At 65.2% G+C, this 23492-nt stretch carries 25 protein-coding genes; 4 read left to right on the forward strand and 21 right to left on the reverse strand.

All coding sequences use genetic code 11. The features are described 5' to 3' along the window. The first annotated feature begins 8 nt into the window (after window positions 1–8). Window positions 9–962, forward strand: coding sequence for an ADP-ribosylglycohydrolase family protein (locus JOD47_RS00835; RefSeq protein WP_307836160.1), 954 nt, complete (start codon window positions 9–11; stop codon window positions 960–962). An 8-nt stretch (window positions 963–970) separates the two neighbouring features. On the opposite strand, the gene JOD47_RS00840 is transcribed toward JOD47_RS00835, so the two are convergent. The 12 genes from JOD47_RS00840 to clpS form a co-directional block, all read right to left on the reverse strand. Beyond that, window positions 971–1960 carry a 3'-5' exonuclease gene (locus tag JOD47_RS00840; RefSeq protein WP_204531114.1) on the reverse strand — a complete coding sequence of 330 codons (990 nt, stop codon included), beginning with the start codon at window positions 1958–1960 and terminating at the stop codon, window positions 971–973. 90 nt (window positions 1961–2050) lie between these two features. After that, complete coding sequence (locus JOD47_RS00845) at window positions 2051–2737, reverse strand: hypothetical protein (protein WP_204531116.1); 687 nt, start codon at window positions 2735–2737, stop codon at window positions 2051–2053. After that, window positions 2734–3654 carry an ABC transporter ATP-binding protein gene (locus JOD47_RS00850; RefSeq protein ID WP_204531118.1) on the reverse strand — a complete coding sequence of 307 codons (921 nt, stop codon included), beginning with the start codon at window positions 3652–3654 and terminating at the stop codon, window positions 2734–2736. Before JOD47_RS00850 ends, JOD47_RS00845 begins: the two co-directional genes overlap by 4 nt. Then, complete coding sequence (locus JOD47_RS00855) at window positions 3651–4028, reverse strand: GntR family transcriptional regulator (protein WP_372432838.1); 378 nt, start codon at window positions 4026–4028, stop codon at window positions 3651–3653. The genes JOD47_RS00850 and JOD47_RS00855 overlap by 4 nt, the downstream gene beginning before the upstream one ends. Window positions 4029–4145: 117 nt before the next feature. Continuing rightward, entirely contained in the window at window positions 4146–4796 is a 651-nt protein-coding gene (locus JOD47_RS00860) for a GNAT family N-acetyltransferase (protein ID WP_204531122.1), read from the reverse strand. Next, window positions 4793–5452 carry a DedA family protein gene (locus JOD47_RS00865; RefSeq protein ID WP_239547960.1) on the reverse strand — a complete coding sequence of 220 codons (660 nt, stop codon included), beginning with the start codon at window positions 5450–5452 and terminating at the stop codon, window positions 4793–4795. The genes JOD47_RS00860 and JOD47_RS00865 overlap by 4 nt, the downstream gene beginning before the upstream one ends. An 87-nt stretch (window positions 5453–5539) precedes the next feature. After that, window positions 5540–6175 (reverse strand): RdgB/HAM1 family non-canonical purine NTP pyrophosphatase, encoded by a 636-nt coding sequence (rdgB, locus tag JOD47_RS00870; RefSeq protein WP_204531125.1) that lies wholly within the window; start codon window positions 6173–6175, stop codon window positions 5540–5542. Then, window positions 6168–6965 (reverse strand): ribonuclease PH, encoded by a 798-nt coding sequence (gene rph / locus JOD47_RS00875; RefSeq protein ID WP_239547961.1) that lies wholly within the window; start codon window positions 6963–6965, stop codon window positions 6168–6170. Before rph ends, rdgB begins: the two co-directional genes overlap by 8 nt. Window positions 6966–7033: 68 nt before the next feature. Further along, on the reverse strand, window positions 7034–7825 hold the full coding sequence (locus JOD47_RS00880) for an MBL fold metallo-hydrolase (RefSeq protein ID WP_204531127.1): 792 nt from the start codon (window positions 7823–7825) through the stop codon (window positions 7034–7036). Continuing rightward, the gene (gene murI / locus JOD47_RS00885) at window positions 7822–8778 is read right to left on the reverse strand and encodes a glutamate racemase (RefSeq protein ID WP_204531129.1); all 957 of its coding nucleotides are present in this window, start codon (window positions 8776–8778) and stop codon (window positions 7822–7824) included. The genes JOD47_RS00880 and murI overlap by 4 nt, the downstream gene beginning before the upstream one ends. Before the next feature lie 105 nt (window positions 8779–8883). Continuing rightward, window positions 8884–9450: a DUF2017 domain-containing protein gene (locus tag JOD47_RS00890; protein ID WP_204531132.1), complete on the reverse strand. Its 567-nt coding sequence runs from the start codon at window positions 9448–9450 to the stop codon at window positions 8884–8886. A 9-nt stretch (window positions 9451–9459) separates the two neighbouring features. After that, complete coding sequence (clpS, locus tag JOD47_RS00895) at window positions 9460–9765, reverse strand: ATP-dependent Clp protease adapter ClpS (RefSeq protein WP_204531134.1); 306 nt, start codon at window positions 9763–9765, stop codon at window positions 9460–9462. Between the two features lie 85 nt (window positions 9766–9850). On the opposite strand from clpS, the gene JOD47_RS00900 reads away from it, so the two are divergent. Next, on the forward strand, window positions 9851–11182 hold the full coding sequence (locus tag JOD47_RS00900) for a nicotinate phosphoribosyltransferase (RefSeq protein ID WP_204531136.1): 1332 nt from the start codon (window positions 9851–9853) through the stop codon (window positions 11180–11182). Then, window positions 11179–11802, forward strand: coding sequence for an isochorismatase family protein (locus JOD47_RS00905; protein WP_204531139.1), 624 nt, complete (start codon window positions 11179–11181; stop codon window positions 11800–11802). Before JOD47_RS00900 ends, JOD47_RS00905 begins: the two co-directional genes overlap by 4 nt. Window positions 11803–11837: 35 nt before the next feature. Here the strand turns inward: JOD47_RS00905 and JOD47_RS00910 are convergent, their stop codons facing one another. The 7 genes from JOD47_RS00910 to JOD47_RS00940 form a co-directional block, all read right to left on the reverse strand. Continuing rightward, window positions 11838–13616 carry a DEAD/DEAH box helicase gene (locus JOD47_RS00910; RefSeq protein WP_204531141.1) on the reverse strand — a complete coding sequence of 593 codons (1779 nt, stop codon included), beginning with the start codon at window positions 13614–13616 and terminating at the stop codon, window positions 11838–11840. Then, window positions 13613–15061, reverse strand: a complete 1449-nt coding sequence (locus tag JOD47_RS00915) for an MFS transporter (protein WP_204531143.1) — start codon at window positions 15059–15061, stop codon at window positions 13613–13615. Before JOD47_RS00915 ends, JOD47_RS00910 begins: the two co-directional genes overlap by 4 nt. A gap of 63 nt (window positions 15062–15124) precedes the next feature. After that, window positions 15125–15421 (reverse strand): DUF3039 domain-containing protein, encoded by a 297-nt coding sequence (locus tag JOD47_RS00920; RefSeq protein ID WP_204531145.1) that lies wholly within the window; start codon window positions 15419–15421, stop codon window positions 15125–15127. A gap of 38 nt (window positions 15422–15459) precedes the next feature. Continuing rightward, window positions 15460–17031 (reverse strand): ABC transporter permease family protein, encoded by a 1572-nt coding sequence (locus JOD47_RS00925; RefSeq protein ID WP_204531147.1) that lies wholly within the window; start codon window positions 17029–17031, stop codon window positions 15460–15462. Next, window positions 17013–17846, reverse strand: a complete 834-nt coding sequence (locus JOD47_RS00930) for an ABC transporter ATP-binding protein (protein ID WP_239547962.1) — start codon at window positions 17844–17846, stop codon at window positions 17013–17015. The genes JOD47_RS00925 and JOD47_RS00930 overlap by 19 nt, the downstream gene beginning before the upstream one ends. Window positions 17847–17932: 86 nt before the next feature. Further along, the gene (locus JOD47_RS00935) at window positions 17933–18931 is read right to left on the reverse strand and encodes a tetratricopeptide repeat protein (RefSeq protein ID WP_204531149.1); all 999 of its coding nucleotides are present in this window, start codon (window positions 18929–18931) and stop codon (window positions 17933–17935) included. Window positions 18932–18995: 64 nt separating this feature from the next. Further along, window positions 18996–20711, reverse strand: a complete 1716-nt coding sequence (locus JOD47_RS00940; RefSeq protein ID WP_204531151.1) for a DUF8094 domain-containing protein — start codon at window positions 20709–20711, stop codon at window positions 18996–18998. Window positions 20712–20953: 242 nt separating this feature from the next. Between JOD47_RS00940 and JOD47_RS00945 the strand changes: the two genes are divergently transcribed. Continuing rightward, window positions 20954–22273 (forward strand): AI-2E family transporter, encoded by a 1320-nt coding sequence (locus JOD47_RS00945; protein ID WP_372432776.1) that lies wholly within the window; start codon window positions 20954–20956, stop codon window positions 22271–22273. A 30-nt stretch (window positions 22274–22303) separates the two neighbouring features. On the opposite strand, the gene JOD47_RS00950 is transcribed toward JOD47_RS00945, so the two are convergent. Further along, a complete protein-coding gene (locus JOD47_RS00950) occupies window positions 22304–23092 on the reverse strand; it encodes an alpha/beta hydrolase (protein WP_204531153.1) in 789 nt (262 codons plus the stop codon). A gap of 14 nt (window positions 23093–23106) precedes the next feature. After that, complete coding sequence (locus tag JOD47_RS00955; protein ID WP_204531155.1) at window positions 23107–23427, reverse strand: Rv1322 family protein; 321 nt, start codon at window positions 23425–23427, stop codon at window positions 23107–23109. Window positions 23428–23492 lie beyond the last annotated feature (65 nt).

Genomic DNA, 23492 nt, shown 5'->3' on the forward strand with positions numbered 1-23492 from the left:
CTGACGGGGTGACATCTTCTGAACGTTCCGGCCTGACGTTGAGCAGCAGGATCACCGGCTCGCTCCTGGCGTGCGCACTCGGTGAGGCCGCTGCAGGAACACCCGATGCATCGGTCTTCGGCGACGCCACGGCGCTCACGCTCTACACGGTGGACGGCATGACCGAGGCGCTGGAATGGGCCAATGACGGCGTCGCTGCCGATGAAACCGCCTGCCTCTGGCTCGCATACCTCCGCTGGCTCGGCACCCAGGGTGAGGCGCCGCCGTCGTCGGCTCCCGCCCCTCCTGCCCGCTGGATCGACCGGCAGGACGTCCTGCACAGTCGACGCCAGCCGGACGCCACCACTATCCGTGCGCTCAGGAGCGGCGAAATGGGCAGCCGTCAGCGCCCGCTCGAAGGGGACGACGACGGCCCCGGCGCCCTGCAGCGGTCTGCACCTTTCGGACTTATCGCCAACGTTCCGCCCGCGATGGTGGAGAAGCTCACACTCGATGCCGCAGCAATCACGCACGGCAACCCGGCTGCCCAGATTCCCGCCGCAGTCTTCGCCGGCCTGATCCACGGAATCGCCCACCGGGAACGCCCGCTTCCGGACGCAGTCAAGGACGCTGCGGAACACGCGGCAACATTGGGGGCAGCAGACCTCTCAGTTCAGCTCGCGCACTCAGGTGCCGGCTCGCTTTCCGCTGCTTCAGCTACTGCCGGGAACATCCTGTGCGCGGCGATCCGGCTGGTGCTGGACACCGCAACCAACGACGACGCAGCTCACGTGAGCGCTCTGCTCACCGCTGCTGCGGAGCAGGATGCGCCGGCAGCACCGGTCATCGGGGCTGTCGCCGGTGCACTCATCGGGGCACTGTACGGACGCGATGCCTTGCCTGCCGCCGCCATGGATCAACTCAAGGGGGCCGCGGCGGTCGAAGAACTGGCCGGACGCTTCTCCGCTCAAATGGGCGCCTAGGAAAAGCGCTACTGGCTCGTGACGGGCCACCGTCCCTCGGTCATCTGCAGGAACTCCGCTTCGGAGAGCACTTCGATGTTCTGGCCCCGGCCATGGAGTTCCATGACGCGCCGCGCCTTGCCCGTCACTCGACCGCTGCGTAGGTCCGCGGCAACGAAGCCGCTGCCCACGACCAGCACCGTGGTCTTGCGGGTCACGGCGCTTGCCGGTTGCGCTCCGAGCACGGCAGCCCGCTGCTTTGCCTGGGGCCGCGGAATCCCGAGGTCGCCGGTGAAAACTACTGTCTGCCCATACAACGGGTGAGTCGGATCCGCAGCCGGGTTCGGGTCCGGGTTCAGTCCCTCATCCGGCCAGCCTGCCCATCCGGCGGCGGGCCCGCGCTCCAGGGCCGTCCGCGTAGCCTTCGAGAGCTCGGAGATTCCCGGCTCATAGGCCTCCAGGCGCGACAGTTTCAGGCGGTGCCCGGACACGAGCTCCTCGATGGTGGCCGCTTCCGCACGACGTGCGATGTCCACCATGATTCCTGCGCAGGCGCGGGCGTCCTCGACGGCGTCGTGGTGGTTCACCAACGGCACACCGGCAGCTTCCGCCACGTAAGGCAGCGAGTAGGAGACAAGGAAGTAACTGCGGCGCGAGAGCAGTACGGTGCAGGCGTAGTCATACGCAGGACCCGCCAGGGACGACACTTCAAGCGCCGAGCGGATCACCCCGAGGTCGAAGGACGCGTTGTGCGCAACGAGAATGTCGTCTCCGATGAAAGCGCCGATCTCCGGAAATAGCTCACCGAAAGTCGGCTGGTGCGCCACCATGTCCGCGGTGATCCCGTGGATGGCGACGTTGCGGGAGTCAAAGTGGTCGTGGCCTGCCGGCGGGCGCATCAGCCACTGCGCTTCCTCAATTATTCGGCCATTGCGGACCTTTGTGAGCCCCACTGCGCAGGGTGATCCGCGAAACCCGTTGGCAGTCTCGAAGTCGATCGCCGTGAACTCAATTCCCACCCGCCCACGGTATCGGCTGGTCTGCCCTCAACCCGGTAACCCGCGCCGCGTGCCGCTCTGCTGCTGCGCAGACCGGCAGGGCGAACCCGGCTAGGGCTCGGCCCGGCGCAGGGTGAGAAATGATCCTCCCGCAAGTGCAAGTGCCAGAACCGCGAGCCAGCCCGCAACGTTCAGCTGCGACTGGGAGCCGAGAAAAGCGCCCACCTCACCCCAGGCATTGCGTGAACCGATGAGGTACAGCGTTCCCACCAGCAGGAGTGCGACGCTGATCCCTGCCACGAGCAGCCCGCTGGTCTGCCAGCGCTTGTAGATTGTCGCCGCCCAGAAACCCACCAGGAAAAGCGCCATCATCACGGCGAAGTAGAACACGATGGGGTGGTACCAGGGTCCGTTCGCGATCCAGTCCAGGGCGAAGAAGCGTCCGTCGACACCCCAACCGCCCGTCGCCTGCTCCACGATGCCCAAAAGGTAATACGTGACCGATGTGATGAGGGCGATCACCGAGAAGAGTGCAAGCGTGCCGAGGAAGAACGTCCGCCGGGTGATGCTCAGCCCCTGTGAGAAGGGGAACGTCAGGGTCAGGGACTGGATGCCCAGGGCGAAAAAGTACCACATCACTGCCTGCGAACCTCCTGACAGCCGGCCGCCGCCGTCGGGCAGGAAGGACCAGATGATGAGGGTGACCAGGAAGGAGGCAGCCAGAATGATCAGTGGTATCCCGATGAAGATCCACCGGTTGATCAGCTGCATGCGCATGACATTGATGACGCGGTTCATCGTGCTGCCTCCGAGTAGGAAAGGTCCGCGCTGCCCGATGCTGACGGTGAGGCGGACATGGTTTTGCGGACAATGAGTTGCTGGAGGGACACGGGAGCGAGCTCAAGGCCCTGTTCAGCCGCAGCCTGGATCTCGCTGTCCGTCAGCGCTCCCAGTGCGGTGACCGAGGCAAGCGAAGCAAAGCTGTCAGTGTGAAGAACCTGGCGGTGGCCAAGGAACGCCCGAACTTTCTCGGCAGATCCCACCACGGTGAAGGCCGAGCCCCTGATGGCATCGGCGTCGTCATCCATGATGATGCGGCCCTGGTCGATCACAATCACATGCTCGAGCAGATTGGCCACCTCATCGATCAGGTGCGAAGACAGAACGACGGTGCGCGGATGCCTGGAGTAGTCTTCGACCAGCCGGTCATAGAAGAGCTGACGGGCAACAGCATCCAGGCCAAGGTACGGTTCGTCGAAGAAAGTCAGCTCCGCCCTCGACGCCAGGCCGATAATCACGCCGACGGCTGAGAGCTGACCGCGTGAAAGCTTCTTGATGTTGCGGCGGAGCGGCAGCTGGAAGTCCTGGGCCAACCGGTCGGCCAGCTCCTGACTCCAGTTGGCGAAAAAGAGCGCCGCGGATCTGAAAGCATGCTCGGCAGTGAAGGAGTCCGGGTACTTCTGCGACTCACGAATGAAGCAGATCCGGTTCAGAACGCGCTCATTCTCATACGGGTGCTCACCGAATATCCGCACCTGCCCGGACGTCGCGAAACCCTGCGCGGTGAGGATGGACATCAACGTTGTCTTTCCTGCACCGTTACGGCCAAGGAGGCCATAAATGCGGTCCGGCTGCAGCGTAAGAGTCACCCCTCGCAACGCTTCGGATTTCCTGTACGTCTTGGTGACGTCGGTGACTTCAATGACCGTGCTCACTGTGTTCCCCCTTGAATGGCGTGCTCGCCCTGCCTGATCATGTCTGCAAGTTCGTCCGGCTCGATGCCGAGCTTGCGTGCTTCGCGGGCAAGCGGCTGGACGTACTGGTCAAAAAACTCCTCGCGCCGGCGCTGCATGAGCACCGTCCGCGCTCCCGTTGAAACGAACATGCCGATTCCTCGCTGCTTGTACAGGATTTTGTCGTCGACCAACCGGTTGACACCCTTGGCCGCCGTTGCCGGGTTGATGCGGTAGAAGGCCGCAAACTCGTTGGTGGACGGCACCTGGGATTCCTCCGCCAGGGTGCCGTCGATGATGTCGCTCTCGATACGTTCAGCGATCTGGAGAAAGATCGGCCGTCCGTTGTCGATCAGCATGGCGCTCCAGGACCAGGGGCTGCGCGATCGACGCGCTTAGCTGGTTCATTACTCATGTAACTAACCATATAACCAAAAACGGTGCTGTCAATGGCTAAGGTGCTGCGGGCGCGGCTAACCTGCGGCGAGAAGGGGCAGGACCGGCTCGATCCCATCCACGCGGAGGGTCCACTCCGGTCGGACCAACGCGGCTGCCTCCAGCCGAAGATGCTCCTGCCGCGTCACCTCACCGGGCCGGGAAACAATCTCCGACACACCGTTCGCTCTATAGCCGAGGCTGCGCGAAACTCCGAGCGAGGAGTTGTTCCACTCGGCTGCCTCCGAAAGTGCAGCGACGGCACCGAGGTGATCGAACGCGAACAGGAGGATTGCGGCTCGCATCTCCTTGCCGAGACCCCGCCCCTGCACGGACTGCGTGAGCCAGGACCCACTGTGAACGGTGCGCAAAAGCGGGAAGTCACGGGCAGAGACGTCCTGCATTCCCACCACCCGGCCCCCGAAGCTCACGGCGAAATTGATCGTCCAGGACCCAGGCTCGACCGAACAGCGCTGGCGCCACTGGTGCTTGACCGTCTCGCGGATGAGCACGTCCCGCGGCGCGTCCGTCCACGGCAGACCGAACGGCATCTTCACCGGGTCATGAATTCCGTCCTGCACTGCGTCGATCAGCTCCGGCAACTGCTCGTCCCGGACAGGTGCCAGCGACAGCCGCGGCGTCCGGAGTTCCAGGCCGAAAAGCGGCCACACATCGGCGAGGCGCGTCATGAGGCCTCGCGTTTGCGACGCACCTTCCGAACCTTGCTTACGATGAAGAAGACCACCACCAGCACGACGGCGGCAATCACCATTTTCTGGAAGATGCCCGCATACTGCTCCACCAGATGCCAGTTCTCACCCAGGTAGTAGCCGGACAACACGAAGATGGTGTTCCAGATCAGGCTGCCGGCGAGGGTGAGGCCGAGGAACTTCCATACCGGCATGCGTTCAATGCCGGCAGGAATGGAGACCAGGCTGCGGAAGATCGGCACCATCCGCCCGAAAAACACGGCTTTGTAGCCGTGGCGGTTGAACCACGCCTCAACGCTGTCAACATCCTCGAGATCGACCAGGGGAACTTTGGACACTAGGTGCCTCATCCGGTCGCGGCCAAGCAGGACTCCCAGCAGGTAGAGCAGGTAGGCACCCAAGACCGACCCGGCGGTGGTCCAGAACAGAGCTTCGAACAGGGTGAAGTCGCCCCTGCTGGCCGTGAACCCTGCAAGCGGGAGAATGACCTCGCTCGGAAGCGGGGGAAAAAGATTCTCGAGGGCGATCGCCAGGCCCGCACCGGGCGCGCCGATCGTCTCCATCATGGTTACCGCCCAGTCAGCGACACCTCCGAGTGTGGATTCATTCCCGGTCTGCAGGGGCAGGTAACTCATGACTGTTCTCATAACCCGGTTAAGTCTGCCCTATCAGGCCGCCCACACCGAAAGCGGGAGCCGGGCCTCTGTCTGGCGAACCGCCAGTCACCCCAGGAGTTCGACGATCGACGGCAACAGTGCCTCGAACGCCTGCCCCCGGTGGCTGATGGCATTCTTTTCTTCCGGCGCCAGCTCGGCGCAGCTGCGGTCCATTCCTCGGGGCTGGAGCACGGGGTCGTACCCGAAGCCGCCCTCGCCCCGCGGCTCATGCAGAAGCGTTCCCTCCAGTTCACCACGCCTCACGACGTCCGTCCCGCCCGGTAGCGCCAGTGCCGCAACGCAGACAAAACGGGCCTGCCGCCGGTCCTGCGGAATGTCGGCGAGCTGGCTGAGCAGGAGATGCAGGTTCGCGGAGTCATCGCCGTGGCGGCCGGCCCACCGTGCCGAAAAGATGCCGGGAGCACCTCCGAGCACGTCGACAGCCAGCCCGGAGTCATCAGCGATCGACAGGATGCCGGTCGCCTCTGCAACCGCACGTGCTTTGAGAAGGGCGTTCTCCTCGAAGGTCGTGCCGCTTTCCACGACGTCGGGTGCGCCGGCCGTGACGGCGTCGATCAACTGGGTATCGACGTCGAGCCCTGGCACTTTGCCGCGCAGCAACGAGCGCAGCTCACGCAGTTTCCCCGCGTTGCGCGTAGCGAGGACCAGGCGTGCCGGCGCAGCCGCAGGAGGTTCAGACACCGGCGGACTCCCCTAGTGTCTCGCGCTGGATCTGGGCCAGCTGGGAGGTGCCCAACAGCGCGAGGTCAAGCAGTGCATCCAGTTCCGCCCGGTCGAAGGGAGCACCCTCGGCTGTTCCCTGAACCTCGACGAAGCTTCCGCTTCCGGTGACGACGACATTCATGTCGGTCTCCGCGCGGACGTCCTCGACGTACGGCAGGTCGAGCATAGGCACCCCGTCGATGATGCCGACGCTCACCGCGGCGACCGTGTCCGTCAGGGGCCGGGAGGACTGCGGGATCATCTTGTGTTCTTTGGCATAGCGGATTGCCTCGGCGAGCGCCACGTAGGCTCCGGTGATAGCGGCTGTGCGGGTGCCGCCATCCGCCTGCAGCACGTCGCAGTCAAGGACGATGGTGTTTTCCCCGAGTGCCCGCGTATCAATGATCGAGCGGAGGGAGCGTCCGATCAGGCGTGAGATCTCGTGGGTCCGGCCGCCGATCCGGCCCTTCACTGATTCGCGGTCGGAGCGGGTGTTGGTCGCTCGGGGAAGCATTGCGTATTCAGCTGTGACCCAGCCCTTGCCCTCCCCCTTGAGCCACCGCGGAACTCCGGTGGTCAACGATGCAGTACACAGCACCCGGGTGTTACCGAATTCGATCAGCGCGGACCCTTCCGCCTGGTTGGACCAGCCCCGGGTGATGCTGATGGGCCTCAGCTGGTCAGGTGTCCGTCCGTCCGCACGGACCACGTTGCTTTCGGAAGTCGATACAGGCGCAAAGTCAGGTGCAGAAGAGGAGGGGGAAGTCATGGCTCCAGTCTGCCAGAGCCGGTTCAGTACGGGCTATTCAGGCGCGTTTCGGCCGGCACACGCCGAGGTCAGACCAGGTACGAAACCCCGGCAACCGCCACGGCTACATCCCCCGCATAGCTGCTGCGCGCCTCTTCCATGGTGAGCACGGCGTCGTTCCAGACAGGCAGGTGCGTCAGCAGCAGCCGCCGCGAGGCGGCAGCGGATGCAACTTCGCCGGCCCGCTTCCCCGTGAGGTGGACGCCGCGGATGGCATCGTCCCTGCCCTCATGGAAGGCGGCTTCGCAGAGAAAAATTCCAGAGTCGACTGCAGCCTCAATGAGCCCGTCACACGCGTCTGTATCGCCTGAGTAGGTGAGGACCCGCTTGCCGCCCGGAGCATGCGGATCCGCAACCTCGACGCGAAGGGCGTAGGCCTCATCCACGGGGTGAAGGACGGGGTAGGGAGTAATGGTGAACGGACCGACCTGCACGGGAGTGCGCGGCGACCAGGCATGGAAGTCGAAGTCATCATGCATGCCCGGATCGAGGTCCAACCCGTAGGCGGTGGCCATCCGGTCCGCGGTTCCGGCGGGACCCCACACGGGGATACGCGGCTGGTTCCAGCCCGCCGGATCCCAGTGCACCGCCACATGCAAACCGCACAGGTCCATGCAGTGATCGGGATGGAGATGGGTCAGCAGGACGGCGTCAATATCCCGCAGGTCCATGTAGCGCTGCAATGCGCCGATGGATCCGTTGCCGAGGTCGAGCAGGATGCGCCAGGTCTTGCCCTCCTCCTGCACCGTCACGAGGTAGCAGGAGGCAGGCGAGTGAGGTCCGGGGAACGATCCGCTGCACCCGACGATGGTGAGCTTCATGGACGGCGGTTCCCGGCAGCGCCGGCGTCCGCCCGGGCTGTGGAGATCATGTCCGGCGTGATCCGAGCCATGCTTCCTGTTGGATACTGCGCGGACACATGGTCGACATGTTCCACGCTCAAGACTTCCGGTCCGAGGAAGCGCCGCGCCAGTTCCTCGAAGCGGGCTGCGTTGCCCGTCGCTACGAAGTGGTGCCGGGGCTGGCCGGTTCCGGTGCGCAGCAGATCATGGGACACAAGTGCGCGGTAGACGTCCTTGGCTGTTTCCTCCGCGCTGGAGACGAGGGTCACCGAGTCACCCATGACGTAGGAAATCACGCCCGTCAGAAGCGGATAGTGGGTGCACCCGAGAACCAGCGTGTCGACCTCAGCGTCCTGCAGCGGACGAAGGTAGCGGGCGGCGGTCTCCAGAACCTCGGAGCCTGCCGTAACGCCCGCTTCCACATAGTCAACGAACGCGGGGCACGCGGCGGAGAAGATATCGAGGTGGGGAGCCGCGGCGAAAGTGTCCTCGTAGGCACGGGAGCCAACCGTTGCACTGGTTCCGATGACGCCGATCCGGCCGGTCCTCGTGGAGGCGACTGCCCTGCGGACTGCCGGCTGGATCACCTCGATGACAGGAATTCCGTACCTCGCGGTGTAGCGCTCGCGCGCGTCGCGCAGAACGGCGGCGGACGCCGAGTTACAGGCGATGACGAGCAGCTTCACCCCCGAATCCACCAGTTCGTCCATGACACCGAGCGCATAGGCCCGCACCTGCGCAATGGGCAACGGACCGTAGGGTGCGTGCGCTGTGTCGCCCACATAGAGCACCGATTCGTGGGGCAGCTGATCGATGACGGCCCGGGCCACAGTGAGGCCTCCGACGCCTGAGTCGAAGATGCCGATGGGTGCTTCGGTGGACCTCAGAGCGGCCAGTTCGGCAGCCTCGGAGTCGGCGGGGACAGAACTCATGATCCTCTGAGGATAGGACGCACCGCCGGAGTTGGCTAAGCAGGCAGGCGTGTCCTTAATCACAACGCTGCTCCGGTGTCCGGTCTGAAGCGCTCGCCCGAACGGTCAATCGGAGGGCCCTGCCGATGAGAGTAGAGCCTGCATCAGGCCCTCCTGCACCCACGTGACGAAGTTGTAGACCAGCGCAAGGTAGGACTCGAGATCCTCGGCATCCTCAAGGTCCGCGATCCCATGCAGCCGGGCCGCGTCCTCGTCGGTCCTGATCTCCAGGCGGTCCGCCAGGACCAGCCTGACATCGTTGAGCGCACGGGCCAGCACCTGCGCCTGATCGGGGTTCAAAACCATCTGCGTGTTTTCGAGCAGCAGCGCCGCCCCGCGCAGGGCACTGACCTTTTCCTCCCGCAGCGACCGTTCGGTGAGGCGGCGGAATTCCAGCGCGCCGTCGTCGTCGTTCCTTACAGCGTCCGGCAGCAGGCGGATCACCGCGCTGTCCTCGGGCTTCACTGCCTCGAGATCGAGACCGACCAGTGCCGCCAGCGGATCCTCGTCTTCCCGTTTCTCAGTCTCCAGCAGCTGCACGACGTCCGCGAACAACCGCCGGAGCAGCCGCAGCTCCCCCTGCTCGAACTCGCCGGCGATACCGCGCCGCGTTTTGCGAAATGCCCTGGCCACTGCCGCTCCCTATGCGTCCGCTGTCTGGAAAGTAGCCCACAGGCCGTACGAATGCATTGCCACCGTGTCACGCTCGGCCTGTTCGCGCGAACCGGTGGAGACCACGGATCTGCCCTGCTCGTGGACCTCCAGCATGAGGGTTCTCGCTTTCGCCTCGCTGTAACCGAAGTAGGTTTGGAAGACATACGTCACGTAGCTCATCAGGTTCACCGGGTCATTCCACACGATGACCACCCACGGAACGGCGGTGCCGGCTGCCAGATCTTCTTCCGTCTCCTCGAGCTGGTGGGTTTCGGGAATTACGCCAACACTCATGGTCCCCATTGTAGGTTGGCGCATGGTTCTGCCTGCGCTGCGCTCTTCGCGGCACCCGGACGGCGAACGGGGCTAGAGTTTTCCTGTGAGCCCACATCGAACCTGGCAGCACCCCAATTCCGCGCTTTACACGGACCACTACGAGCTGACCATGCTGCAGGCCTCCCTCCATTCAGGGGCCGCGCACCGCAGATCGGTCTTCGAGGTCTTCACCCGGCGCCTGCCCGAGGGCCGCCGCTACGGCATCGTCGCAGGAACCGGTCGTCTGTTGGAGGGCCTGGCGCATTTCCGCTTCGGGCAGGCACAGCTGGACGCGCTCTCCGCCGCCGGAGTCGTCGACGACACCACGTTGGCCTGGCTCGCCGATTTCCGCTTCACCGGGAACATCTGGGGGTATGCCGAGGGCGAGGCGTATTTCCCCTCCTCCCCCATCCTCATCGTTGAGGGCACCTTCGCTGAGGCCTGCATCCTTGAGACCTACCTCCTCTCGGTGCTCAACCATGACAGCGCCATCGCCTCCGCCGCATCCCGCATGACCGGAGCGGCCGGGTCCCGCCCGTGCATCGAGATGGGCTCCCGGCGCACGCAGGAGGAGTCCGCGGTGGCCGCGGCCCGCGCAGCCATCATCGGGGGATTCGCCACCACCTCCAACCTCGAGGCGGGACGCCGCTACGGCCTGCGCACCGTTGGTACGGCAGCGCACTCGTTCACCCTCCTGCATGACTCCGAGCCTGAGGCCTTCGCTGCCCAGGTTGCAGCGCTGGGGAAGGGTACCTCGCTTCTCGTCGACACCTACGACGTCGAACAGGGCGTCCGTAACGCCGTCGCCGCCGGCGGGCCGGACCTGGGGGCAGTGCGCCTGGATTCCGGCGACCTCGTGGAGCAGGCGCGCTGGGTGCGGCAGCTGCTCGACGATTTGGGGAACCACCAGACGCGCATTGTGGTGACTTCCGACCTTGATGAGTACGCCATCGGTCTGCTCGCCTCCGCGCCCGTGGACAGCTACGGCGTCGGGACTTCCCTCGTCACCGGCTCAGGCGCACCCACCGCCGGCATGGTGTACAAGCTGGTCAGCCGGACCGACGACGACGGCGCTTTTGTTTCCGTGGCGAAGGCGGCCAAGAACAAGACCTCAGTGGGCGGCCGCAAATATGCGTTGCGACGCCTCAACGAGTCCGGCAGGGCAGTAGCCGAAGTTCTGGGGATTGGCAGCCATCCGTACGACGACGGCAATGACCGCACGCTGCTGCACCAGTTCGTCGCGGACGGCGAGGTGCTACCCGGGTGGACCGGGCCGGAGGCCGTGCAGCGCGCCGTCGAACGCCACCGCGAGTCGATGGCCGAGCTGCCCGGATCCGTGATGCGGCTGCAGCGCGGCGAGCCGGCCATCCCGACCGAATACGAGGAGTCCGCATGACACGAGCACTGATTATCGTCGACGTACAGAACGACTTCTGCGAGGGCGGCTCACTCGCCGTCGAAGGAGGTGCGGGCGTGGCACAGGCACTCAGCGACTACATCGACGCGCAGGGGCACCACTACGACTACATCGTGGCCACCCAGGACTGGCATATCGATCCCGGTTCACACTTCTCCGATCAGCCTGATTTCGAAGATTCGTGGCCGGTGCACTGCGTTGCGGACCAGTCCGGTGCACAGTTCCACGCCGACCTGGACCTCGAGAGCCTAGACGCCGTCTTCCGGAAGGGACAGTACGAGGCGGCGTATTCGGGATTCGAGGGCGTCCTTGCGCCCGAGGACCAGGTGCCCACCGGTGACCAGAAGATGAACACCGCCGATCCGGTCGCAGCAGATGAGGCCGTCTCGCTCGATGACTGGCTGCGTGAGAACGAGGTGGACGAGGTGGCAATCGCCGGTCTCGCCGCCGACTACTGTGTACGGGCCACAGCGCTCGATGCTGTAGTGGCGGGTTACACCACCCGCCTCCTGGTGGACTACACCCGACCTGTCCACGCCGAACGCCTCACCGAGGTTCTTGCGGAGCTCGAAGATGCCGGGGTCGAGCTCCTCGACTGACTTCACGGTCAGTCAGTACTGCCGGTCTGTGCGGGTCACGTCCGGCCGATGAACCAGTCCTGCAGCTTCTTGAGCCGTCGCTGAAGCTGTTCCTCGTTTGCCTGCGCCACAGCAGGGCCTCCGCACGCTTTGCGGAGTTCCGAGTGCACGACACCGTGGGGCATTCCGGAGCGGGCAGACCAGGCCGAGACATTCTTGGCGAGCTGCCCGCGCAGCTCGGTGAGCTGGCGGTGGTCCACCACCTCGGCGGCTACGGGCTCGTGTGCGGCAACCGGACGCCGTCGTCGTGATTGCTGCTCCTGCTGGCGCTGCCGCAGCAGGACACCCACCTGGTCCGCGTCAAGCAGGCCCGGGATGCCGAGGAAGTCGAGTTCCTCCTCACTGCCCATCTCACCGCCCGCACCGAATTCGCCGCCGTCGAACAGTACGCGGTCGAACGAAGCCTGGGACTCGAGCGCCTCGAACTTCTGCTTTGTCAGCTCATCGGAGGCCTTCTCCTCCCGGTTCGCGGCCTCCATGAGCGCTTCCTCCGGCGCAAAACCGTCCTCGTTGTTCTCCGGCCGGTCCAGTGCGTGGTCCCGCTCCAGTTCGAGCTGGTTTGCCAGCGCCATGAGGTTCGGCACTGACGGCAGGAAGACCGACGCGGTCTCCCCCCGCCGTCGTGCACGGACAAACCGTCCCACCGCCTGGGCGAAGAACAGCGGCGTCGCAGTGGAGGTGGCATACACGCCGACCGCCAGGCGCGGAACGTCCACGCCCTCGGATACCATCCGGACAGCAACCATCCAGCGCGTCTCGCCCGCGGAAAAGGCCTCGATCTTCCCGGACGCCTTGGCATCATCGGACAGGATGACCGTAGGGGACTCGCCCGTGATCTTCTTCAGCTGCCCCGCGTAGGCGCGTGCATCGTCGTGATCTGTGGCGATCACCAGACCGCCCGCGTCAGGCACGGCGCGGCGCACCTCCGTCAGCCGCCGGTCGGCCGCAGCCAGCACCGCGGGAATCCATTCACCGTTGGGATTCAGGGCCGTCCGCCAGGCCTGCGCCGTGATGTCCTTGGTGACGGCGGCCTCCCCCAGGGAGGCCGCCATTTCTTCTCCCGCGCTGGTCCGCCAGCGCATCTGTCCGGAGTACGCCATGAAGATGACCGGACGGACCACGTGGTCGCGAAGCGCGTCGCCGTACCCATACGTGTAGTCCGACTGCGAACGGCGGATGCCGTCGGCGTCCTGGGCATACTCGACGAACGGAATGGCGGCCGTGTCCGAACGGAACGGCGTTCCCGTGAGGGCAAGCCGGCGCGTTGCCGGCTCGAACGCCTCGCGGATACCGTCACCCCAGGACAGCGCGTCGCCACCGTGGTGGATCTCGTCGAGGATGACCAGCGTCTTGGCCGCTTCAGTTTTGGCCCGGTGCAGCATCGGCTTGCTGGCGACCTGGGCGTAGGTCACGGCCACGCCGATGAAGCCATTACCGTGCCGGCCGTCCGCGTTGCGGAAGTTCGGGTCGATCGACAGACCAACCTTTGCGGCGGCGTCGGACCACTGCCGCTTGAGGTGGTCGGTGGGAGCAACAACCACGATGCGGTTCACGATCCGCCGTTCCACCAACTCGGTGGCAACGCGGAGCGCGAACGTGGTTTTACCGGCTCCGGGCGTCGCCACAGCCAGGAAATCCTGCGGTGTGTTGGCGAAATACTTCGCAAGCGCCTCTTCCTGCCACTGCCGCAACTTGGGTGCAGTGCCCCAGGCGGCGCGTTCCGGGTACGCGGGCGGAAGTGCCGGACCAGCGCCGAACAGTGCGTTGTTGCTCACTCTTGGGACGGCACCTTTCGTGTGTGGTTTGGTGCTTCAACGGGCTCCGATTCGCCTCGCGCAGACCTCAACCCGGCCACTATACCGACTACAGCGAACAGGCACAGAGCCAGCCAGATTGCAACAAACACGTGTAGTTCGCCCGGCGCGGCCGGGTCCCTCAGGAGGGCGAACAGGCCTCCGGCGCCGGCGGTTCCGATGACTCCGCCCAGCTGGTCCGAGAGCTGCAGAGCCGCCGAGTTCCTGCCCTGCTCGTGCGGCGCCGACAGCTTCAGGACGAGCACCGATGTGCTGGACAACGTAAGTCCCATGGCAAAGCCTGCAGCACTCCACACGAAGACAAGAACCCAGAAGGGCACCTCGGCAGCTACGGCCAGCGCAAGCCCACCGATACACACGGACAGCAGGGAGGCGCCGATCACGAGCAGCCACTGCCGGCGGAAGCTGACCCTGGCCTGCACGAAGGAGCCCGCGCTCCACCCGATCGCTGCAGCGCTCAGAGCGAGGCCCGCCGTGGAGGCGCTGAGGCCGCGTGCAGAGACCAGCATCAGCGGGACAAATGCCTCTGCGCCGAAGAAGGCGACGGTCATCAGCCCACGGGTGGCAATAACGCTTGGAAGTCCCGGCGCCAGCCGAACCGTGCCGGCGGGCAGTAACCGGGGAAAGGAAACAGCCGCGGCCGCCAGGCCGGCGCCACCCAGCACCACCAGCAGCCAGGCGGCAACGGGATCGTCGAATCCGTCAGCCGCGATTTTGGTCAGTGCGAACTGCGCTGCAAAAACGCCGCCGGCAAGCAGCACCCCGGTTCCTGCGTTTCTGCGTGCTGCCTGGTCCAGCGGCTCCGGTGGCCCTGCCACTTTAAGCCGTTCCGTGCGCGGCCAGACCAGGAGGAACGCTGCGACGATGACGGGCGCCACGCCAAGGAAGACCCAACGCCAGCTCGCCTGCTCTGCGAGGACGCCGGCAACGTAGGGCCCGATCAGTGAAGGAATTACCCATGCCGCCGCAAGCCAGCCGAAGACCACCGGCTGCATCCGCTGCGGATAAGCCTTGGCAATAATCACGTAGACGGCAACAATCATGAAGCCGCCGCCGAGTCCCGACACTGCGCGCCCAACAGTCATGATCCAGAAGGCCGGCGCGCTCCCGGACACCACCAGACCTGCAATCATGAGGCCCATACCAGCGGCAAGTGCCGGGCGGGGTCCACGCCTGTCGCACCAGATCCCACCAAGGACGCTGCCGAGCAGGGAGGCGGTCAGATACATGGAGAACGCGAGTCCGTAGCTGGATACGCCGTCGAGTTCCGCTGCGACGGAGGGCATCGCCGTCACCACCGCCATGGCCTCGAAGGCCGCGCAGGTGATGATGGCGATGACCCCTATTGTCAGGGGTCGCAGCGATGCGGACATCGCCCCGCCGCGCAGCGCCTCAGGGTGTGACATGGCTTCCTCACGGGCATGCGAACGTCCGCCGGGACGTGCCCGGCGGACGTATGAAGAGTGTGGCTAGGACTTGTCCCCTGGCCGCATCGAATTATAGATTTCCTTGCATTCCGGGCACACCGGAAACTTCTCGGGATCCCTGCCCGGGGTCCAGACTTTGCCGCACAGCGCGATCACGGGTTCTCCGGAGAATGCGGATTCCATGATCTTCTCTTTGCGCACGTAGTGGGCAAATCTTTCCCGGTCGCCGGGCTCAACTTCTTCGCGCAGTTCCTCGCGCTCGATCGTGGCTGTGGACGTGCCGGAGTCACCCGGCGCTCCATGCGGGCTGTCGTCAAACGGGTCTGCAGGCATACTCATTCCTCTATCCTACTGCGCGGCACAGGCCCCGACCCGGCTTACTTGTTCACGCTGACTGCCTGCAGCAATTCGGATCCACGCTTGTCATACCAGGCTCCCCCAAGCCGGATCCCCCCGATCAGCACGGCCGTCCCAAGCACCACCCCGGCAAGGAGCGTCAGCCATCCGAACACTGCATTTCCAGTCAGAAGATAGGCAATCGCCAGGGCGATCTCCGGCAGCAGGAGCACCATCAGGACCATCCAGCCAAGGCCTTGGACGGCCAGCATCGAGAATCCCGTTCCCGGCGGTGTCTTGAACGGGCTCTCTCCCGGGAGCGGAACATTGTAGGTATAGCGTGCAGAGAGAACGCTTGAAAAGCCGGCTCCGGACAGTAACGCCCCCAGGCTCAGCCCGAGCATCATGGGAAGGTCCGCCAGCGATCCGCTCAACCAGAGCGGGGCGACGGTGAAGACCAGCACCACCGGCGCTGCGAAGACCAGCAGTGCGAGCGTCCTGCCCGCGCGGTCGGCCCTGCCGCTGACTCCCGCGGAAAGGTGCAGCCAGAACGCCGTGTTGTCATAGGAAATGTCAGCCGAAATGGACCAGGCAAGCAGGAATGCTGTGATGGGACCCAGATAGTTGAGCAGAAACAGGTCACCGGAGTCTCGGCTGATGAACCAGAGCAGGACCGGCAGCAGAGGAACCACGATGACGGATGCCGCATACCGAGGGTCGCGCATCCAGTAGGTGAGCGCACGTGCTGCGACCGCACCGGTCGGCGTTCCGGGAAAACGCGCGAGCAGGCCGAGGTTACCCGCCCCTTTGCGGGTGACGGCGTTGTACGGAGGCGTGACGAGTGCATGGCTCAGACTCTTGTGCCACAGGTAGGCTAACCCGCCGATGGTGCCGATACCGATCGCAAAACGAGCCAGGGCGACAAGCGCGTCCCCGGCAGCGAGATCGGCGGGGATGGCGACGAATACGCCGAGCGGCGTCCACGCGAGGATGTTCGCCAGTTCCCCTGCAAATTCCGGCGAGTTCTGGAACCCGGCAGTGATCCCTGCGAAGATCGGGCCGAGAAGGATGAGCGGAATGATCGCGACCGTCGAACTGAGATCCTTGAACCGCCGCGAGGAGGAAAGCGCCGTGCCCGCCGTCGTTATCAGGCGCGAGCCCACGATGCACAGAAGGACGGCACAAACCGCGCAGACTACCGCTGCAACAGCTGATGCCGGGTAACGTATCCAGGTCAGCGTCAGGGTGAGGAACGCAATGAGGGTCACAATTCCCGGGATGCCGATCACTCCGCCCAGTGCTAGGCCGGTCATGAGTTGGCGCATCGGTACTGCAAAAGTGACGAACCGGGCCGGGTCCAGCGTCATGTCCACCCCGGAGGCGATGAGAGGGATGACCAGCCAGCCGAGTACAGCTGCGGACCCGCCCAGCACGACGACGGTCCGTATCAGGTCCAGGTCGAGTGCACCGAGGCTGATCAGCCCCGCGACGATCAGTCCTAGCAGGCCAAGACCGTACAGACCACCGAGAATCACTCCGACCAGTTGCCAAGTACTGCGGCGAAGGGAGTTGCGCAGGAGCAGGAGCTTGAGTTTCAGGAGGTGCGCAACCACGACAACCCCTCCGCAGTGTTCCTTCCTCCGACAAGCTCCACGAACCGGTCTTCCAGGCTCGCGTCGCCGCGCACCGCGTCGACCGTCCCCGCCGCCAACACGGTACCGGCCGCGATGACTGCCACGTGGTCACACATCCGCTGGACGAGGTCCATGACGTGGCTCGACACGATGACGGTGCCACCCGTTGCCACGTAGGTTGCAAGGATGTCGCGGATATTGGCAGCCGAAACCGGATCGACGGACTCGAATGGTTCATCGAGCACGAGAAGCCCGGGCGCGTGGACAAGTGCCGAGGCCAGCGCGATCTTCTTCGTCATGCCGGCCGAGTAGTCCACGACAAGCGTCCCTGCGTCATTCGCGAGGTCGAGCGCCCGCAGCAGGTCCGCCACTCGCACAGCGACCTCGTCCCGGTCCATTCCGCGAAGCAGGCCCGCATAGGTAACGAGCTGTTCACCGGTCAGCCGGTCGAAGAGCCGGACGCCGTCCGGCAGAATGCCCATCAACCGCTTGGCATCCAGCGGGCTTCCCCACACATCGACGCCATGCACCCAGGCCTGACCATAGTCAGGGCGCAACAGCCCCGTGGCCATCGACAGCGTTGTGGTTTTGCCGGCACCGTTGGGTCCCACGAGCCCATAGAAAGACCCGGCCGGAACATCGAGGTCAATGCCGTTGACCGCAATCTTCTCGCCGAAACGCTTCGCAAGACCACGCAGCACCAGTGCGGGCCGGGCCACCGGTGCGGAGTCACCGACCGATGCCTCGCGCTGATCCGGGGCAGGCTGTGGTGCAGAAAAAGGTTGGGACGTCATGCGTCAACGCTAACAACGGCGTTGGCGCCAGTTCGTCATCCGAAAGGACTAAAAACCGGAACCCCCGGCGCTGATGGGAGCTGGGATCAGAACAATGCCCTCGCCAGTGCACTCCGCGCCTTGTTCACCCGCGGGTCGGCAGGACCCACGATGTCGAACAGCTCGAGGAGGCGAACCCGAGCGGACTCCCGGTCCTCACCGGCGCTCCGGGCAATGAAGTTAGTCAGTCGCGCGAACGCATCTTCCACGTGCCCGCCCGACAGGTCGAGGTCCGCAACAGCGAGCTGCGCCTCGAGGGAATCGGGGGCCTCCGCCGCTCCTGCGCGGACAGCGGCGGCATCCGCGTCCTGAAGCCGCTGCATGAGCTGCACCTGTGCGAGCCCTGACTTTGCATCGGCGTCGGCCGGCTGTTCGGCAAGCGCCTTGCGGTACGCTGCGGCGGCCGCTGTGTAGTCGCCTGCTTCGATGGCGTCGAACGCCTCCTGATGCAGCGGTGGCAGCGGTTCCTCGGCCGGTTCCCCGCTAGCCGCCGGATCGCCGCCCGGCGCGTCGTTCAGCGAACCGCTCACGCCGTTGGCCTGTGCGACCTTGAGCAGTTCCTCCACGTAGGTGCGGATCTGCGGTTCCGCGAGCGGCCCCTCGAACAGGGGTACGGGCTGCCCTTTGAGGACACCAACGACAGTGGGGACGCCCTGCGCCTGAAAGGCCTGCGCAATCCCCGGCTGCGCATCGAAATCCACGCGGGCAACCAGGATTCGGCCCGCCTGTTCCACTGCAAGAGCCTCAAGGACGGTGAGGACCTGCGCCGACTGCTCACTCCAGGACGCGCCGATCGCAACAATCACCGGCACCTGCGCGGACAGCTGAACCAGTTGCGGGAAAACCTGCTCGGTGACATCGACAATGTACGGGCTGCCGCCTGCCGGCACACCGCCGGCATCCGGGCCTTCGGGGGCCGGACCGCCCTGGCTTCCGGCCGCTCCGCCCGCCGCCTGCGATCGGGCTTTCAACGCGGAGAGATCGACGGCGCCGCGCAAGTTCATGGACGACGGCGCAGGGCCGCCCGGGATATTCGGAATGGTCATGTTTTCACCTTATTACTGGGTCAACATCCACGGGCAACTCACGCCCGACGGAATGGAAAGGTCATCAGCGCAGTTCAGCGGACAGCAGCTGCTGGGCGGCGCCGATCACCGTAATCTTCTGATCACTGCCCACAGCCGGGACGTACATCATCACGGCCTCGCCGTAGCGGACATCGATGCCGTCCTCCGTGGTTTCCTCGCCGGTGAGTGTCTCGTAGACAGTTCCGTCCAAAGCGATCGAGTCGCCTGGCCCTTCCGGCACGCTGCTGTAGGTGTGTTCAAGGTATCCGAAGACCATCGCTCCCCCGTCACCGGCGGAAATCGCCCTGGTGTGCTCGGCAACCGGCTCATGGGTGAAGGTGATCTCTGCCGAATCATTATCGGCATCGGCAACAACATCGGTCTGGAAAGAGGTGATCGCATCCGCGAAGGAGTTCGGTTCGAATGTGGCCTCGTTGCCGCCGTCCGGGCTGGTCAGGTAATCGGCGATTGCAGCAACCGCGTCCTGCGGAGAGGCAACGAGGTCCTCTCCGCCGTCGACAGGTATCTCCTGAAGTCCCTCCGGCGATCCGGCCGTGGGGAAAGTAGTGCCCGGAAGCATCTGGATGGAGGAGGTGAGCCTGTAGTTGGATCGGGGATCCTCCTGAACCAGCACGAGTGCCTGCGGCACCGGATTGGACTCGCCCTGCGTCAGCGCGACGACGGTGCGCGGCCAGTCGTTGCCGGTGGGAATCATACTCGCGAGAACCGGGTCCGCGGCCACAGGGGTGGGAGCCGGCACGTCGTCCGCCTGGGAACGGACGGAGTAGTTTGCGGTTCTCAGGGCTGCGGCAGCACCTGCAACACGCTGTTCAAGAAGCGTTGCGTCAGCAGCGGCGTCGGCCTCTGACACCGAGGTGGCCACTGCGGCAAGGATACGGTCCAATTGGCTCTCGAGGAGAACCGGGTACTGCGTATCCTCCGCTTCAGCGGGCGGCTCTGATTCTTCCGGCGACGCTGACCCGCCCGGCGTTGCGGTTTCGGATTCCGAAGCAGTACCCGCCGCCGTTCCGGTCAAGCCGAGCGCGGCGGCCAGGCCCAGTGCAGCCAACGGACGCACCGGGTGCGCCGCGAAAGCGTTCCCTGGGTTCCGCCCGCGGTTCTGTTGCCGTGCGTAGGCCCGGGATCCGACAGGTGCAGGTGCACGCCGGGTCTTGCGCGGCTTGATGAAGGCGAGCGCGATCCCGAGCACCAGCAGCAGCGCACCGAGAATGATCAGCGGAACCGCCCATGGGGTCGCGGTGTCGTTGGGGCTGGTGATTGACACAGCAGTCGGCGCAGCATTCTCTCCGTCGGCGGCGATCAGGATGGACCACTCGCCCTCCCCCGGGTCCAGCCAGCGGTGGGTCAACGTACCGTCAGCGGTCTCCTCGCTCGTCCACAGATCGGCGCCGGAAGGGTTGGGAACCGTCTCCTCGCCCTCCGTGAACTCGGTGAGCAACCGGTCCTCTTCCACGCCGGTGACCGTCAGGTGCGCCGCATCCGCCACCCAGGCATCGACGTCGGACGCCCTGCCGACCGCAAGGGTGAATGTGCCCTCCGACTGGACCGTGATGTCCATCTCTGAAGCGTCCGCCGCCTTGGCTCCGGCATCGATCACCGTGACAGGTCCGCTGCGTACATCTGCAGGAACGCTGACCGTGGCTGTCTCCGACGGTGCCCACCAGGTGAGCTGGCCGACACCCAGCACCACGAGGAGCGCACCGATCACCATGATGGGAGCAGCAAGAGGAAAGCGCACGCGAGAAACCTAACGTTGGATTGAGTCAAGCCTGGGGCTACCTCAGGAATCGGACTAGATCCCATGGTAACGAAGATGCCCCGTCCGGACCCGCCGGCCGCCGGCACACCTTGAAGGACCCTCTTGACAACGGGCGGAACCGCCCGGGAGTTTCCCGCGGAGGGCCCGCCGCTCCTGTTACTGTTTCGCTAGTCATGCATCCGGCGCTGCCCGCGCCACCACGCAAATGAAAGCGGACACACGTGAGTGAACCCGAGGACGTGCCGATCAGCGAGCCGCTGCCTCGCCCGGCGTCATCAGTGAACTCCGCGCCGGAGGCTCCCCGCGTGGACGAACCTGCACCGCGCGTCGAGGTGCGCCGGCGGGGACTGGGTTTCGCCATGGCACGCCTGCGGCATATGGTGCCGATGGCGCAGCCCCGGCCCAGGTTCGAGTTCCCGCCCGAACGCGGCGAGGATGTCCCGGTGGACGAGTCCGTCGCCATCAGCGACGACCGCCTCAAGTTCGGTGGCCCACCACCGCGATCGATGCGCCAGCATCCAATCCACTTCGGCTTCATGGCCAGTGTGGGCGCGGGGCTTGCGCTGCTGGCCTACTTCATGATCACCAATGTCGGTCAGCTTCTTGTCTGGATCGGCGCAGCGCTCTTCATCGCGCTCGGGCTGGACCCCATCGTTCGTTGGCTCGAAAACCGGAACGTACCCCGCCCCGCCGGCATTACGCTGGCCCTGGTGATGCTTGTCGGCATCATCGTCGGTTTCTTCGCCGTCCTGATCCCGACGATCGTTTCGCAGACCACCCAGCTGGTGGAGCGTGCGCCCGGTTACGCGCGGGAGTTCCTTGCGTCGGACTTCTTCCAGACGATTGACCAGCAGTTCGAGGTACGCGAACGCGTGACCGAGGAGATCAACAGGTTCTTCGCCAACTCCGAGGCAGTCGGCGGCATCTTCGGCGGCGTTCTGGGCGTGGGCACGGTCATCATCAACAGCCTGTTCGGCGTTCTCGTGATTCTGGTGCTCACGCTGTATTTCCTCGCTTCGCTGCCGGCGATGAAGAAATGGGCCTACCGGCTCGCTCCCCGCTCGCGCCGGCCCCGCGTCGAGCGGCTCGCCGAGGAGATCACACGCAGTGTGGGTAACTACGTCATCGGCCAGGCCTGCGTGGCCCTCCTGAACGCGACCTTCGCCTTCATTTTCATGACCATTGCTGATGTTCCATTCTCGGTCCTGCTCGCATTCGTGGTGGCAATGCTGGCATTCATACCGTTGGTCGGCGCGGTGATTGCCGCCGCCGTCGTCAGTCTGGTGGCACTCACCGTCGGGTGGCAGACCGCTGCGCTGTTCGCAGTGCTGTATGTGGCCTATCTTCAGGTGGAGGCCTACTTCATCTCTCCGCGCATCATGCAGAAGGCGGTGGCGGTACCCGGCGCGATCGCCGTCATCGCGGTGATCGCGGGCGGGAGCCTGCTCGGAGTGCTCGGCGCGCTCATCGCCATTCCGCTCGCGGCCGGTGTGATGCTGCTTCTGAAGGAAGTTTTCATCGCCCGCCAGGACAATCAGTAGCAGCAATTGCGGTAGCGGTAGCGGGGCACGCTAGTCGGCACGCGCCGTGAAGCCGTTCCATTCGGTTGCCAGGGCAACAGGCTTACCCAGCACGACGGCGGCAACCTCCTCCAGCACGCGGCTCACGTACTTTTCCCCCACCCACAGGTGCTTGGCGCCGTCCACGCCGGTCACCCGCGCCTGCGGCACCCGGGCGAAGCGCTCAGCCGCTTCCGGCGGCTGGAGGTAGTCATCGTGCTCGGGTACCAGTACGTGCAGGGGAAGCTCCGCTTCCGCCCAGGAGTCGAGATCCGCATCCGTGGCGCGATGCAGCGGCGGGGAGAGCAGGACGGCGCCCTCGATGTACTCGGCAACCGGCTCCCTCGCCCCGTATTTCAGGCACAGCTCGGTGCCGAAGCTCCAGCCCACCAGCCAGACGTTGGTCAACCCCTCGTTGACGACCCACTGCACCGCCGCCTGGAGATCATGCTGCTCCAGTCCGCCGCCGTCGAATTCTCCGTCGCTGCAACCGCGCGGTGAGCAGGTGCCGCGGGTGTTGAACCGGAGGACCGCGATGTCCGCCAGCGCCGGGAGCCGGAATGAGGCTTTGCGGTAGACATGTGAGTCCATGAAACCGCCCGCAGTCGGAAGGGGATGCAGCGTCACCAGCGTCGCTGCCGGAGCTCTGCCCTCGGGTGCGGCGAACTCGCCCACCAGGGTCTTGCCGTCCGCCGTCGTCAGTTCAATGTCGCGGCGGATGGCAGGCAGGACCGTGCCCGCCCTGATTTCAGCGGGTTCGGAGCTTTCGGAGAACTGGTACGCGGGTTCTGAGCTGGTCATCTGGTTCAGTCTACTTACCCCGACCGGCGGGTACGCCAGCACGCCAGGTGCCAGTGCCGCCGGTCGGCCAGCGCAGTTTCCGAACCGAGCAATGAGTCTTCCTGCCAGGCAACGAGATGGGCGACGCCGGGCGGAATGTCCCGGTGGCACCCGGGGCACAGATAGTGCTTGGCGGCATTCTGCTCGGTGATCCGCCGGACCGACCAGACACCGTCACGACCCGATTCCCTAGTGGGAATGCCCGCCCGTGCGCGCTCCAGATCCAGTTCAGGGGCCTCGGACCATTTGCGGCGCGGCTGGGCGCGCGACTTCCTCGGCTGGTTGGAACGGGGCATGGATCAAGTCTGCACCGGGGGCGCAGTGAACGGGAAACCGTCGCGGGGCAGGTATTGTGCCAAGG

The sequence above is a fragment of the Arthrobacter tumbae genome, assembly GCF_016907495.1.
In the GTDB taxonomy this organism is placed as follows: domain Bacteria; phylum Actinomycetota; class Actinomycetes; order Actinomycetales; family Micrococcaceae; genus Arthrobacter_D; species Arthrobacter_D tumbae.

Bases quoted from the DNA above. Each gene is read 5' to 3' on its own strand.
- JOD47_RS00845 (WP_204531116.1), bottom strand. From the start codon at position 2,737: ATGAACCGCGTCATCAATGTCATGCGCATGCAGCTGATCAACCGGTGG.
- JOD47_RS00860 (WP_204531122.1), bottom strand. From the start codon at position 4,796: ATGACGCGCCTCGCCGATGTGTGGCCGCTTTTCGGCCTGGAACTCCGG.
- JOD47_RS00865 (WP_239547960.1), bottom strand. From the start codon at position 5,452: ATGAGTTACCTGCCCCTGCAGACCGGGAATGAATCCACACTCGGAGGT.
- rph (WP_239547961.1), bottom strand. From the start codon at position 6,965: ATGACTTCCCCCTCCTCTTCTGCACCTGACTTTGCGCCTGTATCGACT.
- JOD47_RS00880 (WP_204531127.1), bottom strand. From the start codon at position 7,825: ATGAAGCTCACCATCGTCGGGTGCAGCGGATCGTTCCCCGGACCTCAC.
- murI (WP_204531129.1), bottom strand. From the start codon at position 8,778: ATGAGTTCTGTCCCCGCCGACTCCGAGGCTGCCGAACTGGCCGCTCTG.
- clpS (WP_204531134.1), bottom strand. From the start codon at position 9,765: ATGAGTGTTGGCGTAATTCCCGAAACCCACCAGCTCGAGGAGACGGAA.
- JOD47_RS00905 (WP_204531139.1), top strand. From the start codon at position 11,179: ATGACACGAGCACTGATTATCGTCGACGTACAGAACGACTTCTGCGAG.
- JOD47_RS00915 (WP_204531143.1), bottom strand. From the start codon at position 15,061: ATGTCACACCCTGAGGCGCTGCGCGGCGGGGCGATGTCCGCATCGCTG.
- JOD47_RS00920 (WP_204531145.1), bottom strand. From the start codon at position 15,421: ATGAGTATGCCTGCAGACCCGTTTGACGACAGCCCGCATGGAGCGCCG.
- JOD47_RS00930 (WP_239547962.1), bottom strand. From the start codon at position 17,846: ATGACGTCCCAACCTTTTTCTGCACCACAGCCTGCCCCGGATCAGCGC.
- JOD47_RS00935 (WP_204531149.1), bottom strand. From the start codon at position 18,931: ATGACCATTCCGAATATCCCGGGCGGCCCTGCGCCGTCGTCCATGAAC.
- JOD47_RS00950 (WP_204531153.1), bottom strand. From the start codon at position 23,092: ATGACCAGCTCAGAACCCGCGTACCAGTTCTCCGAAAGCTCCGAACCC.
- JOD47_RS00955 (WP_204531155.1), bottom strand. From the start codon at position 23,427: ATGCCCCGTTCCAACCAGCCGAGGAAGTCGCGCGCCCAGCCGCGCCGC.